We start from the raw sequence: 13,687 nt of genomic DNA on the forward strand, positions 1-13,687 counted from the left end.
GGGCGCGGGCCTGTGGCGCTGCGCGAGGTTGTGCCCATGACTGATATCGAGGGATGGTGCGAACCGCGGTTCGCCGCGGTCCGTGAGGTGCTTGCCGGTTTGCTGGGCACATGTGACGTGGGTGCCTCGGCGGCCGTTTTCCTGGACGGCGAGCCAGTGGTCGACCTTTGGGGCGGGTACGCCGATGTGGAGCGTTCGGCCGGGTGGGGCCGCGACACCCTGACCGCTGTGAACTCGACGAGCAAGAACATGACCGCCCTGTGCGCGCTGCTCCTGGCCGACCGGGGCGAGCTTGATCTGTCCGCGCCGGTCGCCGTGTACTGGCCCGAGTTCGCGGCGGCCGGCAAGGAGAACGTGCTGGTGCGCCATGTGCTGTCGCACACTGCGGGATTGCCGGGGCTCTCGGGGCTTGCCGCGGTCGAGGAGCTGTACGACTGGGACAGGATGGCAGCGGGGCTGGCCGCGCAGCCCCCGGAGTGGGAGCCCGGGACAGCCGCCGGCTATCACGCACTCACGTTCGGGTTCCTGGTCGGTGAGATCGTACGTCGTGTCACCGGCCGCAGCCTGGGGGAGTACTTCGCGCAGGAGGTGGCCGGGCCGTTGGGGGCCGACTTCCACTTCGGGCTGTCTGCCGAGCACGATTGCCGGGTCGCGCCGCTCATTGCGCCGGCGTCGCTGACCGACGAGTTCGCTGCCGGCGCGCCGCTGGGGGCGGATGGCGTGCGCCGGGAGTACACGGGTGCTGCGGTCCGGGTGAGGGACGTCAACTCCCTGGCCTGGCGACGTGCGCAGATTCCGGCGGTGAACGGATTCGGCAATGCCCGGTCGGTAGCTCTCGTCCAGTCGGTTCTGGCGAACCACGGGTCCGCTTTGGGCGTGCGGCTGCTGTCGTCCCGGGGCTGTGAGCCCGCCTGGCAGGAGGCGTTCCGGGGCGATGACCGTGTGTTGCGGACGCCTGTGTCGTGGACAGTGGGTTTCGGCGGATTCGGCGGCACCTTCGGGTGGGGCGGGTGGGGCGGCTCGCTGGTGGTGAGCGACCCCGGCGCACGGATGACGGTGGCCTACGTGATGAACCAGATGATCGACCGGGACCGGCAGGAGGACAACCGCGGCATGGAGCTCGTCATGGCCGCATACAGCGGTTTGCCGTAACGGCCGGACCGCGGAGTCTGCCCCGGTTGCCGGTTGCCGGTTGCCGGTTGCGGTGGCGGGGTGTGAGGTGGGGGCAGCCGGGTGGCGGGGGTGCGGGCCGTGAGCCTCCGCCAACCTGAATACGCAGGTCAAAGGGCTGGTGTGGCTGGCCCTCGGGATACTCACGCCGGTTATGGGTCCAGTGTCTGCGAAGTGGATCGTCCGCCCCTGATTTTCGTCATCTGTGAGCTATTAGGGTTGTCCTATAGGCCTTGAGCTGCGCGAACGGCGGGACAGTGAGCCGTTGCGGGCGGGGCGGGGGGACCTTCGGGACACGATCGCGAAGGCAGATGAAAGGGTTTCCGGTGCCGGAGAAGTCTTCTGCGCTGTGGTGGCTGTTCGCCGCGATCAGTGTGGCTCTGTATCTCGCCGTGATGTTCCCCGGGATGGTCAACCGCCGGCAGATGGTCTGGGTGTCGTGCGGTCCGATGGCATCGTTCCTGGCGATCATGGCTTTCAGCTCCAACTACGACTGGTCTCTGAACGAGCTGCTGCCTGTCTACTGCGGGGGGATGCTGGGCATCGCCCTGGGTGTTGTTGGCCATGGGAAGGCAATGCGTGCCTTCATGGCGTGGCGAGCGGAGAACCCCGGCAAGCCTGACGACGAGGGACCAGGTGTTCCCTGGGCGCTCCAGATAGCTTTCACGCTGCCGATTTTCCTCGGTGGCGCGTTCTGGTACATGAACGCCTACTGACCTCAGCGGTTGACTTCGAGGTTGGTCAGAACAAGCGGGGCGCGCAGGAGCTGGGTGGCGAGGGCGGGGTCGGTGCGGAGTTTCTCACCGTGATGCGGAGCACTGTGCCGGTCCCACAGGAGTGGTCACCCGGAAGGCCCGCGGGCCGGCTGGGGCCCGGGCTTCACGCCCTTGTCCCGCGGGGGTGACTACCTCTGGCAAGGAGGAATCGGCTTCCCTACGAGCTCGGGACAGCGACAACTGTGGACGTTCGACAGACGATCCCCGTCTCCGTGCGCGCCGTTGCGCGGACCCGCAGATCGCAGCCCGTCAGGAAGACGTCCTGCGCGATCTCATCGAGCACGCACTGTGCAGCACGCCTTGAAACATGCCCACGGCGCCACGGTGCTGCTCAGGCTGGTCGTGCTGAGCTGAGCGACTGCGACTGTTTCGGCGGGTGCGGGGATTCGGAATCTGGTTTCGGGGCATCTGTACGTTTTGGCCGAGCCGACCGACTGGAGGCAGTAGTGACCACGTATGTCATCACCGTGCCGGGTACGTTTCTGAGGGGCATCGACGAAGAGACGTGTTCAGAGCTGGGGGTGCGGTTGGCCTCGCATCACACGGGCGTGAGTGAGACGGAAGATGTGGAACTACTCACGGTCTACGAGGGCGGTGCTTTCTCCGTCCGGCTCGAAGTCGACGCCGCGGACCGGGCGGCCGCCGAGGAGGGCGCGGTGCGTTTGCTGACGGCTGCCCTTGAGGAGTTGGGTTTCCCGGAGAAGGACGTACTTTTGGGGCCGTGCGCGGTCACGGGCATCGACGGCGAGGCCTGAGACGTCTTTGGTTTGCGCCGGCTGGATGTGCGCCGGGGTGGTGGCGGCTGGGCCTCGCTGTGCCGGGTGGTTGTTTCGGTGGCGGGGTTCTAGAGGTGGCGGGTGGCGCCGAATCCGGTTTCGTGTGTCCAGACGTGGTGGCACTGGGGGCATTGGAGGTGGAGGAGGCTGCCAGTGTTGGTGAGGAGGTAGCGCCAGTGGGTGGGGCAGGTGCGGTGTTGCTGGCAGGGCGGGCAGTGGTGTGTGTCGTGGCAGCGAGGGCAGGGTAGCCAGGCGCGGCGGCCGGAGTCGGCCTGTGGGTCAAGGGGCAGCACGGCTGTCTCCTCGGCGGGGCAGCACACCGGCGGTGACGAGGTCGTCGTAGAGGCGTTGCTGATCGGTGTCGAGTGCGGAGTAGAGCAGGTCGTGGGCGGCCTCTTCATCGTGTAGGACCTTGATCGGGTCCCAGTGGGGGCCGAGAGCATCCATGACGTGGGCGCGCCGGAGTATCTCTTGCGAGGTGAGGTCGAGGGTGAAGTGGGTCGGCCCGCCAGGCGTGCCGGCACCGGTGCTGGTGTTGTCGTCGGGGGAGGGGGCGGAGGGTGTGCGGGGGGCCATGCCCTTGAAGTTAGGTAGGCCTTGTTTGGCTGGTCAAGGGGGGGTGGGGGGAGTCACAGGTGGTGGGGGTTGGGGGGTGGGGGCTGTGGTGGGGGGGGGTGTGGGTTGTGGTGTGGGGGTTGTGGTCGGTGTGGTGGGGGTTGTGGTGTTTGGGGGTGCGGGGTGGGGGTGGGGCGTTGAGGATGGGCCGGTAGGTCGTCTTTGTGGTGTCTGTGAGGAGTGGTGGCGTGTTGGGGCGTGTTTTGTGGAGGGGCTGTACGGAGGTCTCGTTTGTGTTGCCTGTGGACTCGCGTCGGGGGCGGTGAGTGTCGTGGGGGATTTCAATGGTTGGCTGCCGGGTGTTCATGCTTTGGAGCCGTGTACGGATGGCAAGCGGGCGGTGACGCTGAGTCTGCCCAGTGAGGGCGCGCATTCGTTTCGCTATCTGGCGGCGGGTGATTATTGTTGGGGTCGGGGATTGGCAGAACTCGATCGGGAGGTAGAAGGTCGATCCGGGTGAGCGTTCCGGCCCTGCTCCTTGTCTTCTCGACGAAGCCCCCCGCTTGCTCAGCAGGATCTGCGCTGAGAGGCGCTTGCGGAACATGGCGCCGGTCTCCAACGGGTTGGCCTGCCCGTTGGGAACCCGAAGGAGGGGGTGGTCTGGGAAGGTCTCCTCGAACCCGCCCTCCCCGGTGAGACCGGTGCCGAGCTCCAGCGGGAGCCGAGCTGCGTGCTTGCCGATGGTGTCGATGGCCTTGAAGACCCAGACGACGCGCTCATAGCCTTCCGTGACGACACGGGCCATATCCCAGCCATCCGCGCGGCCCTCGATCCCCCACATGTTGCCGGTGCCGGCGTACGAGGTGGAGGAATAGGCGCCCCCGGACCACGAGATCGTCTTGGTCTCGACGGTCGCCGGGGTTCCCCCGGAGAAGAGGGAGCGCAGGTTAGGGAGGAAGCGACGGCTGGCCATCAGTGGACCTCACTGGAGGTCAGCCAGAGGCCGAAGCTGGCGGTGGCCGCCGAAGCGATGGCGAGTCCGCAGAGCGGGGAGATGGCCCAACCGACGCTGACGAGGAGCAGCAGACTGAGCAGGACCGCAAAGGTGCCGATCGCGAGCGCCACCACTCCGCGGCGGGGTCGTTGAAACAGCGTCCACGAACCGAAGCCCAGGAGCACCGAAGCCACGAAGGCAATGCCGACGGGCGGATGAATGCCATACGCGACGTGGACCAGCCCCAGCGATCCGGCGGCCACCATCAGCAGACCGGCAAGTTCGCGGACGAGTCGGGTCTGGACGTGGCGGTACTTGCTGTCCTTGGGTGTCGAGTTCACCCGGCGGAAGCTAGGGAGGGGCTGGGCTTAGCGTCGCGCCGTCCGGTCGGGTCCTATACCGGCGGACGAGAGACCCCCGAGACGTACGCCTTCAGGCCGTACCGCGTGAACTTCCCACCCGACACAAGTTTCGCCCCGGCCGGCGGGGGAGTGGGCATCTTCCGCTTGGCGCGGACGCTCTGGTCCCCACCAATCAGGTGTCTGTTGTCGATGGCCGCAGCGCAGTCGCTCTTGGCCACGTCCGCGTACGCCCGACGGCAGGCCTTGCAGTAGGTGTCCAGCGCATCGATTCGCTGTTCTTTCTTCGTACGGAATGAGCCGCGGAAGTCCGCCACGCGCGCCACGGAGTCGTCAACCACGATTTCGGCGGCGACGACCCACGTGTGCGGGTGCTTAGGCGTGCTGATGGAACGGGACGTCGATTCTCCGGTCACGTGATGATCTCCCTGCAGAACCCATGGCCCGCTCCAAGGCCTTCCTGCTGTAGAAGACGCGGCAGCACATCGCTTCGTTACGTCAAGTCAGTCGGGCCGGCGGGAGGCTTCCATTTGGTCAGCGCTCCCGCCGACGCACGAGCGGCACCTCCTCAGGCCGCGCTGGAACGAGGTGGCCGCTGCCTGGCCGCTGCCTGCGCGATCAACGCCACGGCGCGATCAACCTCGGCGGCCGTGGTGGTGCGGCCGATTCCGAGACGCAGGGTGCTGCGGGCCTGGGCGCGGGTAAGGCCGATGGCAGTGAGGACGTGGGAGGGCTCACCGGTTCCGGTGTTGCAGGCGGATCCGGTGGCGGCTGCGATCTCCGGGAGGTGGTCGAGAACATCTGCGGCTTCCGCGTCCGGGAGGGTGAGGCTGAGGGAGCTGGGGAGTCGGCGGGTGGGGTGCCCGTTGACGGTGGCGCCGGGGATCGCTTCGAGGAGCCTGTCCTGAAGGCGATCGCGCAGGGCGCGGATCTGCGTGAGGGCGGGAGCCGTATCGCTGGTGATCAGATGGGCGGCAGCGCCGAGGCCGACGATGGAGGGGACGTTGAGGGTGCCGGCCCGCAGGCCGCGTTCCTGGCCGCCTCCGGTCTGCTGGGCAGCGAGGACGGTTCCGCCGCGGAGGTAGAGGGCGCCGATGCCCTTGGGGCCGTAGAGCTTGTGGGCGGAAAGGGAGGCGAGATCGACGCCGAGTTCGGCGGCGTCGAAGAGGCCGTATCCGGCGCTCTGGGCGGCGTCGGTATGCAGGAGGATCCCTCGGTGGGCGGTGAGCTGGGAGATGACGGCGATTCGCTGGAGGGTGCCGATCTCGTTGTTGGCGTGCATGACGGAGACGAGGACGGTGTGCGGGGTGAGGGCGGCGGCGATGTCGCCGGGGTGCACGCGTCCGTGCTCGTCGACGGCGACGCGGGTGGCGGTGTAACCGTGGTGGTCGACGAGGCGTTGGACGGCGGCGAGGACGGCCTTGTGCTCGATCGCGGTGGTGACGATGTGGCCGCCGTGCGGGCGCTTGGCGAGGGCGCCGCCGACGATGGCGAGGTGGTTGGCCTCGGTGGCGCCGGAGGTGAACACGACTTCGAGGGGGTTCTTCGCGCCGATGAGGTCGGCGACCTGCCGGCGGGCGGTGGCGACGGCCTTGGCCGCTGCCCGACCGTAGGCGTGGGCGCTGTTGGGGTTGCCGTACTCGGTGGTGAGGTACGGCAGCATCTCCTCCAGGACGCGGGGGTCGAGTGGGGTGGTGGCCTGGTGGTCGAGGTAGATCGGTCGGTTGGTCACGCTGCCTCCTTCTTGGCCCGGGCGGCGGCCGGCGCGGCCGCGGCGTACTTGCGTTCGCCGTCGACGAGGTCCCAGTAGACGGTGCGGGGCTCGGCGAAGACGGAGTAGGCGGTGGCCAGGCACCGCCAGTTCCGGTTCGGCTGGGCCCGGGTGAGGACGAAGGCGTCCTCGAAGAGCTTGGAGGCACGCCGCATCAGGGCCGGGCGCGGGTCCTGGGGGCCGAAGAGCTGAAGGTAGCCGCGTTCGCGCAGCCAGGCCTCAGCGTGTTCGGGTTGGGGGTCTCCGGCGAGCTGGCCGCCGTCGGCCAGGGTCTGGGCGGCGAGGCGCTCCAGGCGTCGGCGCCGGCGGTCCTCCTCCCCACCGGGGCAGCGGTCGCCGGTGAACTTCCACTCGTTCCAGCGGGGGGCGGTGTAGCGGTCCCAGTCGACGTCGTGGAGCTGGGCGGTGACCTGGGGCGGGAGTTCGCCGCGGGTGAGGTCGGCGACGTCGTAGCCGGGGCCGAGCGCTTCGAGGGTGTAGGTCCCCCGGATGCCGGGGCCCGGGCGGTCCATGCGGATCATGACGGTGAGCTTGTTGGTGAAGCGGTTGGTGGGGCTGGCCAGGATGACCGCGCGCCCGTCGGCCAGCAGTGGCTGCGCGCGGTGCGCGATCTCGCCGATGGGGAAGGTGTTGCCGCCGCGGTAGTAGGCCTTCTTCTCGACGCCGCCGTCGGAGCGGATCATCAGCCTGTCGGTGCCGAGCGCGGTGGCGAGGGCGTGGGCGGCGGTGCGTATCTCGGCCGGGCTCTGGCCGGGCCGTAACAGGGCCGCGTCCAGGGTGGGGAGGCCGAGCGAGTGGAGCAGTGCCATGGTCTGCCACTTCGGCCAGCGCCGGTCCCTGGCGGCCGCCGCGAGTTCCTCGGCGCTCTGGCTGTGCAGCGGGCGGGGCAAGGGAATCGCCATGATGTTCCCCCTCGTCGTCAGGCGGTCGCGGTGGCCCGGATGGCAGCGGTCAGCGTGTCGAAGGTCTGGTGCCGGTTCTCGGTGAAGGGGTGGTCGCGCCAGTCGTACTGCTCGCCGATGCCGAGCTGGTCGGCGACGACGCGGCGGACGAACTGGCGGGCGAACCGATCGTCGGCGGGCCAGTAGTGGTGCTCGCCCGGGCGGGGGGAGAGGTGCAGGTACGAGGTCTCCGCGGCCGCGGGCAGGTCGACGAGCGAGGAGAGGCGCCTGCCCGGGCCGCCGACCTTCTCGTACGCGGCCAGAATGGCGTCCGGGTCCGGTACGGGGATGAGGTGGAGGTGGGCGTGGCTGCAGCAGGAGGCGCCGAGCTCACAGTCGCGCGGCCCGTGCTCGGCGACGATGGTGGGCCCGTACTGGTTCTGGATGAGGGTCCGCATCGACTCCAGGCCGGCGGCGACCTGCGGGAGGTCGTCGGGGGCGACGTCGGCGGCGGCGTCGAGGTGCTCCAGCGGCATGTAGAGGGAGTAGCCAGGGGTGAGGCAGCCGACCGTGGGCAGGAGGACCCAGCCGTCGGTGGTCTCCGTGATGATGCGGGTCTTGGACTCGCGCGCGGTGAACTCGGTGCAGAACTGGCAGTCGTCCATGGCAGTCACCTCTGGTTCGGGTCGACGAGTTCGTCGGCGTAGCGGCTTTGCAGGTCTGCGGGATGGCCGTAGAACGGGTGGGCGGTCGCGGCGTGGCCGCCGCCGCGGAGCTGGAGCACGAGGCGGGCCAGCGGCATCCCGTGGTGCAGGCGCAGGGTGGCCGGGCTCTGGTTGACGAGCTCCAGGGTCAGATGGCCGGCCCAGCCCGGCAGGACGAACGGGCTGGTGATGTGGACGGCCAGGCCGACCCGGGCCAGATGACTCAAACCGCCGAGTATCCCCACGATGTCCGGGCCCAGAGAGATCGGCTCGGAGGCCGGCGCCAGGATCATGTGTCCCGGCTCCAGGTCGTAAGTCGTCCAGTCGGCGATCTGCGGGCCGTACAGGGTGTCGATGCTGGCCTGGTGGGCCAGGTCGACGACGGCGTCCGGCGCGAGCAGGGGCTGGATCGGACCGCCGAGCTTCAAGAGCAGGCTGTCCCCGCGCAGTTCCCCGTCCCACGTCACGGCGCCGCTGTCGATGTGGTCCTTGATGGACTCGGCTGAGAGCATGACTCACCCCCGGAATTCAGGCATCGGTGTGGTGAACATCGCCAGATCGAAGGCGACTGAGGAAATGTTCCCGTGGATAGCTCGTCATGTCTCCATGTCCACCCGAACATTTCAAGGTTTTCCTGGCGTGAAATGCGGTGAAGTCCACTACTCCTGGCCGCTCGGACAGTGCAAGCTGGTGGGGTAGCGCCCAGGGGAGGGAAGCGCATGCCGTCGTTACCGTCCGGTCCACTCAAAGTGCCTGGTCCTGAGGGGTTCCGGGGGGATCTGCTTGCCTGGTCACCGGACTTGCTCGACCTGACGTGGGACCAGATGCGCACGCTCGTCGTCGTCCACGAGGAGGGCACGGCGCTCGCCGCGGCCCGGCTGCTGGGGCGGGAGCAGTCCAGCGTGCAGAAGCAGCTCGACATCCTCAACCGGAACTTCCAGGCCCTGACCGGTGAGCTGGTGGTGGTCAAGCAGGGCCGCGGCCGCGATCTGTTGTTCACCCCTACCGGGCTGGAGGTCGTGGACCGGATCCGGTCCACGTTCTCGGACTGGCTCCAGGGCATCGCGAACTCCCGCCGCCGGCTCGGCTCCACCCTGACCGTGGGCACCACCGAGTTCACGCTCCCGTTCCTGGCCCGGGTGTGGGAGCGGGTGGAGCCCGAGCTGATGGCGCGGGAGGTGGAGCTCAAGGTCGTCCACGTGCGCACCCGCGACTTCCGCCAGCGCCTGGACTCCAACCAGGTGGACCTGCTGTGCGGGGGACTGGCCGCGCCGGTCGGCGACGGCCCGCTCGCCCCCGAGTACGACTTCCTGGAGTGGCACCGCGAAGGCCTCGCCCTCCTGACGAACCTGTCCGTCCGCGAACTACCCGCCCGGCAGGTCGGCGTCGAGCGGCTGCGGAACCTGCCGCTCGTCATACCCTCCCGCGGGGTGATCGCCGACTTCGTCGAGCGCTGGTACGGAACCGACTTCCGCACCCACCTCCAGGTCGTCGCGGAGATCGACGACATCTACTACGGGCTGGCCCTGCTGCGCTCCGAGATGACCCGCGGCTGCATGCTCTGCGCCCGGTCCATAGGCGAGGCGGCCGTCGAGGGCCGGCTGCCTGGCGGTGAGGGCTTCCGCCTGGTCGAGTTCGCCGACGACTTCGACCCCATGCTCCAGCTCGTCTCAGGCGTCTTCGCGCGCAAGGGCGAGCGTGACACCTACGACGCCTCTCACCCGCTGAACGTGCTGTGGGAGGCCTTCCGCGAGGAAGCCGCCTCCGGCCGGCCGATCCCCCTGTGACCATCCCGTCCTCCGAAGGGCACGTCTGATGCTGCTGGCCTCGATCAACCTCAACAAGCGGCTCGGCGCGGACGGCGCACGGGCTCGGTTCGCCGCCTGGCTCCGCGCGCACGACGTCGCTGTCATCGTCGCGCAGGAGCCGTACAAGCCCGCCGACCGGCGCCCGCCTCTCCTGCCCGGGTACGTCTTCGCGGGCGGGGACGGCCACCTCGCCACCTGGGTCCGTGAGGACATCGCCGCCCCGGACACTTCGGCGCCGACCAGCTGGGCGCAGCGGGTGGAGCTGAGCTGGCTCACCGTCCTGCAGGTTCACCTCGACGCCTACAGCAGCGCGGCCCGCACGACCCAGCTCGGCGAGCTCGCAGCGCTGGCTGCAGCCGAGGGCGGGCGGCCGCTGCTGATCTGCGGGGACTTCAACCTTGCGCCGCGGCCGCAGGACGGGCTGTACGACGGGGAGGTCAGCGGGTTCACCGCAGACACCGAGCGCAAGGCGCTGCAGCACCTCCTGCAGACCGCGTGGCTCGTCGACACCACCACGGATGGGGAAGCGGAATTCACGTTCGAGCGGATGTTCACCGGCAAGCTCAGCCGCTTCCGGTGTGACCTGGCCCTGCTGAGCGACCACCTGGCCGTCGGCGTCCCGGTCAGGGCCCGGCACGAGGTCCGTACGGGGCCGAAGGCGTTCACCGACCACTCCGCGATCCTGCTCGACCTGCCGCTCACCCCGGAAGTCGCCGAGCCGGACGACGTCCTGTTCGCGATCAGCGACCTGACGGGCAAGCCGCCGGCGGCCGCGGGGGCGCGCTCGTACCAGCCGCACAAGACCGCGATGAGCCGGCAGGCGGCCTCACCGGCGGCCCGTGCGGTCACCGGGCACCTGACGGGCCCGCTCGGAGTCCGTACGGTCCTCGATCACGGGTGCGGACGCGGGGCCGACGTCGCCCATTACCGGGCCGCCGGGCTGGACGCGGACGGGTACGACCCGCACGAGGGATTCGGCTGGCCCCGCCCGGAACGAGACGGCTACGACCTGGTGACCCAGATGTTCGTCCTCAACGTGCTGCCCGACCCGGGAGCGCGGATCGGCGCGCTGCAGGACGCGGCCGCGTTCGTACGACCCGGCGGGCACGTCGTGGTCGTCACCCGCTCCCCCGAGGAGATCACGAAGGCCGCCGCCGGCGGCGGCTGGACGGCCCACCATGACGGCTACTGGTCGAGCGAGGGCAAGGGCACCTTCCAGCGCGGCATCAGCGTGGCGGAGACCACCGCGCTCGCCCGCCACGCCGGCCTCGCCCCCGCGAGGAGGGCGGCCGGGCTACCCCTGGTCGGGGTGAGCCACATTGTGCTGGTCAAGCCCGAGCTGTAGAGGCGTTGCGAGACAGGCACCGCCGGTCAGCGGTTGCCGGTCCAGACGATGCGCTCCGAGAAGCCGCCCCGCTGCTCGGCCTTGGACGCCCGGATCTTCTCCAGCTGGGAAGGGTCGACGCCGAGGTCCGCCGCGAGAGCGAAGGCGACCTCGAGGACGTCCGCGAGCTCCTCGGCGGCGTCGGTCTCGTCCGCCTCCATGTATTCCGCCACCTCTTCGGCCAGCTTCGCGCGGAGCCGCTCCCGGTACTCTGCCGGATCGGCCACATAGACCTGCGGCTCGGCTCCGTCCGCGCGGATGATCTGTGGAATCCGGTCCCGTACCAGCTTGCCCGTGGTGAGCACGTACTTCTCCCGCACCAGTTCGTCATGGCCGGCCAGGCAGCCGGGCCTGTTGTTGTTCGAGCCTAGAGATGGCGCCTCAACCGGCGCCATTAGAACCAGGAATCCCACCCGAAGTGGTCAGTCCTTCGGATCCGCGTGCACGCTCGTGAGGAGCGCCCTGCGCAGGACGGGGTCAATCGTGAAATCGGCCCCGGTCGTGACGAGCAGGTCAAAGTGCTTGATCCGCTCTGGGGCCCTCTGCAGCAGCGAATTCAGGTAGCCGACCTTGCTTCGTGCCTTCCGCACGAGAGTCCACCCGCAATCGCGTTCCAGGTACCAGGCGACCTCCGGCTCTGGGACGGCGCAGCGGATCCACAGGGGTGGGGTGTTCTGTGGAGCGGCATAATCACCGATCCACAACGTGGCCAGTCGGCCGAGCCGGCTGTGTTCGGGATCGGTGAAGGCCTGTCGCAGCATCCAGCTCGGCTCTGCGCGCTCGTCTGCGGTCCACCCCGCGGCGTCGGGTCCTTCCGCGAGGGCGAAGGCTCCGACCAGTTGGTCGTCCTCCCACATGCCGATGAGCTGGATATCCGGCTGGGGGTCGGCAGCCAGGCGGAGCCGGGAGGAGCCGTCGGTCGTCGCGGTTCGGATCCGCTTCTCGTGGTCGGTGCGGCGGTGGACGAGCTCCGCGAGCGGGTCCCAGTCTGAGTTGGTCAAGAGCAGCATGGAGTACATGGCGTTGGTCTCTGTCTACGAGGTCGGGTGCTTCACTGCGGCGCCGGCGTACGCGGCGGAGACGTAGTCGGGCACTGCGGAGAACTGGTGGGCGTTCTGATGGCGGGCGGTGGGGACGACCCGAACGCGACCCCCGCAGAGGTCCTCCCAGTCGCCGAAGAGGTCACTGAACGCCCCGCGGTCCCGGGGACGGAAGGGGATGCCGGCGTCGTCGTACACCTGTTGGACCCGCTCCACCCAGGTCGGACTGAGATCGGCTGTCGCATGGGTGATCGACAGGGCGCTACCGGGTGGCAGCCAGGTCCGGAGGTAGGCCATGGCGTCCTGCACGCGGGCATCGTCGGGGATCCAGGGAGAGCAGGCGCCGGGCGTGCGGCCGTGGGTGGGCCCGGTCGCCGAGGCGAACGTCTGCACGACCTGCCTGCGGTCGCTTCGCGGCGAGCCGGAGCCCGTGCCGCGGCGCGGGGTCGACGCGGGTGCGGCCGACCACGGCGCGGCGGCCCGCCGACTGTGGGCGGTGCCCGCCCCCACAACCTGGGCTGCAGCCGTGCTCCCGGCGGAGCATCGCGGGCGTCCGATCACCTGGTCGTCGTGGACGCCAGCGCCCGTGATCATCCACTACTCCGCCGCCTGCAGCTGGTGCGGAGACGCCGGACCGTGCGAAATGGCCGGCGGCCGCCAGGGGAGTCCACAGTCCGTCACCGACCCGCTGCGGCGCTACGTCGCCTACCGGTGCTCGTACTGCCAGGAGATGACCGCGTACGAGCACGTCGGTACCGATCTCGAGCAGATCGCCCACTACCAGTCGCGCGCACCGAAGGGCAGCCGCCGATGAACACGATTGTCTCCATGACCTTCACGGAAGTCGGGAGGACGTCCCGCATCGCGTTGATCGCGTGTGGCATCCGTCCGGACAAGACGGCCGCGTGCGAGACGTGCACGCGGAAGGGCCTGACGGCCTGTTGCGCATCGCCTCTACGGGGTCTCTGGACGCGATCGCGGCCGCCATCTGCGGCTCTCGCGGGGGCGCGTGTGCACCCTGCACGGAGAAGGCGAACGACATCCTGGAGGCCGTGACGGGAGTGACGGTGTGAACGGAGAGGGCGAATTCGTCTCCTGGCAGGTGTGGCCGGCAGAGCTCGCTCGGGAGTGGCTCGGGCTGGACTTTCCCGATCAGCCGGGCGCCGACCGAGGCGTTCAGGCCCTGGTGCAGGACGCGGCGCCTCTGCTCCGCGGCGACACCCGCCTGCCGAGCGGCGAGATCGCGTCGAAGTCCCTACCTGCCCGCCTCTCAGGTGAGTTGACGCCCGCTGGCGCGTGCCATGATCACTCGCATGGGGAGATATGGGTGGGGACGAGCTGTCACGGGCGGATTGCTGATGGTTCAACGGCGAGAGTGCCGGGGGCCGGGACGGTCCGAGCAGTCGCCTGCATGCCTGATCCGGTTCCGGGGTGGCTGCCGGGTCCCGCCCGGGCGTCCCGTTGGGGCT

Annotated in this window: 17 protein-coding genes; 6 read left to right on the top strand and 11 right to left on the bottom strand. The window is 69.3% G+C overall.

Translation table 11 applies throughout. From position 1 onward, the window contains the following. Positions 1–36: 36 nt before the first annotated feature. The 3 genes from ACZ6JS_RS33450 to ACZ6JS_RS33460 all read left to right on the top strand — a co-directional run bounded on the left by ACZ6JS_RS33450 (position 37) and on the right by ACZ6JS_RS33460 (position 2,701). Positions 37–1,152 (top strand): serine hydrolase domain-containing protein, encoded by a 1,116-nt coding sequence (locus ACZ6JS_RS33450; RefSeq protein WP_469303602.1) that lies wholly within the window; start codon positions 37–39, stop codon positions 1,150–1,152. A 344-nt stretch (positions 1,153–1,496) separates the two neighbouring features. Next, entirely contained in the window at positions 1,497–1,886 is a 390-nt protein-coding gene (locus ACZ6JS_RS33455) for a hypothetical protein (protein ID WP_469303604.1), read from the top strand. 506 nt (positions 1,887–2,392) lie between these two features. Continuing rightward, complete coding sequence (locus tag ACZ6JS_RS33460) at positions 2,393–2,701, top strand: hypothetical protein (protein ID WP_469303606.1); 309 nt, start codon at positions 2,393–2,395, stop codon at positions 2,699–2,701. An 89-nt stretch (positions 2,702–2,790) separates the two neighbouring features. Here ACZ6JS_RS33460 and ACZ6JS_RS33465 read toward each other — a convergent pair whose 3' ends face one another. The 8 genes from ACZ6JS_RS33465 to ACZ6JS_RS33500 all read right to left on the bottom strand — a co-directional run bounded on the left by ACZ6JS_RS33465 (position 2,791) and on the right by ACZ6JS_RS33500 (position 8,498). Beyond that, positions 2,791–3,015 (bottom strand): hypothetical protein, encoded by a 225-nt coding sequence (locus ACZ6JS_RS33465; RefSeq protein WP_469303608.1) that lies wholly within the window; start codon positions 3,013–3,015, stop codon positions 2,791–2,793. Beyond that, entirely contained in the window at positions 3,002–3,298 is a 297-nt protein-coding gene (locus ACZ6JS_RS33470) for a DUF6400 family protein (protein ID WP_469303609.1), read from the bottom strand. The genes ACZ6JS_RS33465 and ACZ6JS_RS33470 overlap by 14 nt, the downstream gene beginning before the upstream one ends. A 951-nt stretch (positions 3,299–4,249) precedes the next feature. Continuing rightward, positions 4,250–4,612: a hypothetical protein gene (locus tag ACZ6JS_RS33475; RefSeq protein ID WP_469303611.1), complete on the bottom strand. Its 363-nt coding sequence runs from the start codon at positions 4,610–4,612 to the stop codon at positions 4,250–4,252. A gap of 53 nt (positions 4,613–4,665) precedes the next feature. Then, positions 4,666–5,046 (bottom strand): hypothetical protein, encoded by a 381-nt coding sequence (locus ACZ6JS_RS33480; protein WP_469303612.1) that lies wholly within the window; start codon positions 5,044–5,046, stop codon positions 4,666–4,668. A 152-nt stretch (positions 5,047–5,198) separates the two neighbouring features. Continuing rightward, positions 5,199–6,362 (bottom strand): cysteine desulfurase family protein, encoded by a 1,164-nt coding sequence (locus ACZ6JS_RS33485; RefSeq protein WP_469303613.1) that lies wholly within the window; start codon positions 6,360–6,362, stop codon positions 5,199–5,201. After that, positions 6,359–7,303 (bottom strand): hypothetical protein, encoded by a 945-nt coding sequence (locus ACZ6JS_RS33490; RefSeq protein WP_469303615.1) that lies wholly within the window; start codon positions 7,301–7,303, stop codon positions 6,359–6,361. Before ACZ6JS_RS33490 ends, ACZ6JS_RS33485 begins: the two co-directional genes overlap by 4 nt. A gap of 17 nt (positions 7,304–7,320) precedes the next feature. Next, positions 7,321–7,947, bottom strand: a complete 627-nt coding sequence (locus ACZ6JS_RS33495; RefSeq protein WP_469303616.1) for a hypothetical protein — start codon at positions 7,945–7,947, stop codon at positions 7,321–7,323. Positions 7,948–7,952: 5 nt separating this feature from the next. Continuing rightward, positions 7,953–8,498, bottom strand: a complete 546-nt coding sequence (locus ACZ6JS_RS33500; RefSeq protein ID WP_469303618.1) for a dCTP deaminase — start codon at positions 8,496–8,498, stop codon at positions 7,953–7,955. A gap of 288 nt (positions 8,499–8,786) precedes the next feature. Between ACZ6JS_RS33500 and ACZ6JS_RS33505 the strand changes: the two genes are divergently transcribed. Together ACZ6JS_RS33505 and ACZ6JS_RS33510 are read left to right on the top strand one after the other, a co-directional pair. Then, positions 8,787–9,773, top strand: coding sequence for a LysR family transcriptional regulator (locus tag ACZ6JS_RS33505; protein ID WP_469303620.1), 987 nt, complete (start codon positions 8,787–8,789; stop codon positions 9,771–9,773). A gap of 28 nt (positions 9,774–9,801) precedes the next feature. Further along, positions 9,802–11,139: a methyltransferase domain-containing protein gene (locus tag ACZ6JS_RS33510; RefSeq protein ID WP_469303621.1), complete on the top strand. Its 1,338-nt coding sequence runs from the start codon at positions 9,802–9,804 to the stop codon at positions 11,137–11,139. 26 nt (positions 11,140–11,165) lie between these two features. Here ACZ6JS_RS33510 and ACZ6JS_RS33515 read toward each other — a convergent pair whose 3' ends face one another. From ACZ6JS_RS33515 to ACZ6JS_RS33525, 3 genes are read right to left on the bottom strand one after another with little or no spacing between them, the layout of a single operon-like run. Continuing rightward, positions 11,166–11,573: a MazG-like family protein gene (locus ACZ6JS_RS33515; RefSeq protein WP_469303622.1), complete on the bottom strand. Its 408-nt coding sequence runs from the start codon at positions 11,571–11,573 to the stop codon at positions 11,166–11,168. Positions 11,574–11,600: 27 nt separating this feature from the next. Then, positions 11,601–12,179: a hypothetical protein gene (locus tag ACZ6JS_RS33520; RefSeq protein WP_469303624.1), complete on the bottom strand. Its 579-nt coding sequence runs from the start codon at positions 12,177–12,179 to the stop codon at positions 11,601–11,603. A gap of 33 nt (positions 12,180–12,212) precedes the next feature. Beyond that, on the bottom strand, positions 12,213–12,812 hold the full coding sequence (locus ACZ6JS_RS33525) for an SAM-dependent methyltransferase (protein ID WP_469303626.1): 600 nt from the start codon (positions 12,810–12,812) through the stop codon (positions 12,213–12,215). On the opposite strand from ACZ6JS_RS33525, the gene ACZ6JS_RS33530 reads away from it, so the two are divergent. Then, complete coding sequence (locus ACZ6JS_RS33530; RefSeq protein ID WP_469303627.1) at positions 12,805–13,032, top strand: hypothetical protein; 228 nt, start codon at positions 12,805–12,807, stop codon at positions 13,030–13,032. The genes ACZ6JS_RS33525 and ACZ6JS_RS33530 overlap by 8 nt on opposite strands. Positions 13,033–13,687: the final 655 nt, after the last annotated feature.

The sequence above is a fragment of the Streptomyces sp. NPDC046349 genome (assembly GCF_055587885.1).

Excerpts from the sequence above, each read along its gene's own strand:
- ACZ6JS_RS33450 (WP_469303602.1), top strand. The coding sequence starts at position 37 with ATGACTGATATCGAGGGATGGTGCGAACCGCGGTTCGCCGCGGTCCGT.
- ACZ6JS_RS33470 (WP_469303609.1), bottom strand. The coding sequence starts at position 3,298 with ATGGCCCCCCGCACACCCTCCGCCCCCTCCCCCGACGACAACACCAGC.
- ACZ6JS_RS33490 (WP_469303615.1), bottom strand. The coding sequence starts at position 7,303 with ATGGCGATTCCCTTGCCCCGCCCGCTGCACAGCCAGAGCGCCGAGGAA.
- ACZ6JS_RS33495 (WP_469303616.1), bottom strand. The coding sequence starts at position 7,947 with ATGGACGACTGCCAGTTCTGCACCGAGTTCACCGCGCGCGAGTCCAAG.
- ACZ6JS_RS33500 (WP_469303618.1), bottom strand. The coding sequence starts at position 8,498 with ATGCTCTCAGCCGAGTCCATCAAGGACCACATCGACAGCGGCGCCGTG.
- ACZ6JS_RS33510 (WP_469303621.1), top strand. The coding sequence starts at position 9,802 with ATGCTGCTGGCCTCGATCAACCTCAACAAGCGGCTCGGCGCGGACGGC.
- ACZ6JS_RS33515 (WP_469303622.1), bottom strand. The coding sequence starts at position 11,573 with ATGGCGCCGGTTGAGGCGCCATCTCTAGGCTCGAACAACAACAGGCCC.
- ACZ6JS_RS33525 (WP_469303626.1), bottom strand. The coding sequence starts at position 12,812 with ATGATCACGGGCGCTGGCGTCCACGACGACCAGGTGATCGGACGCCCG.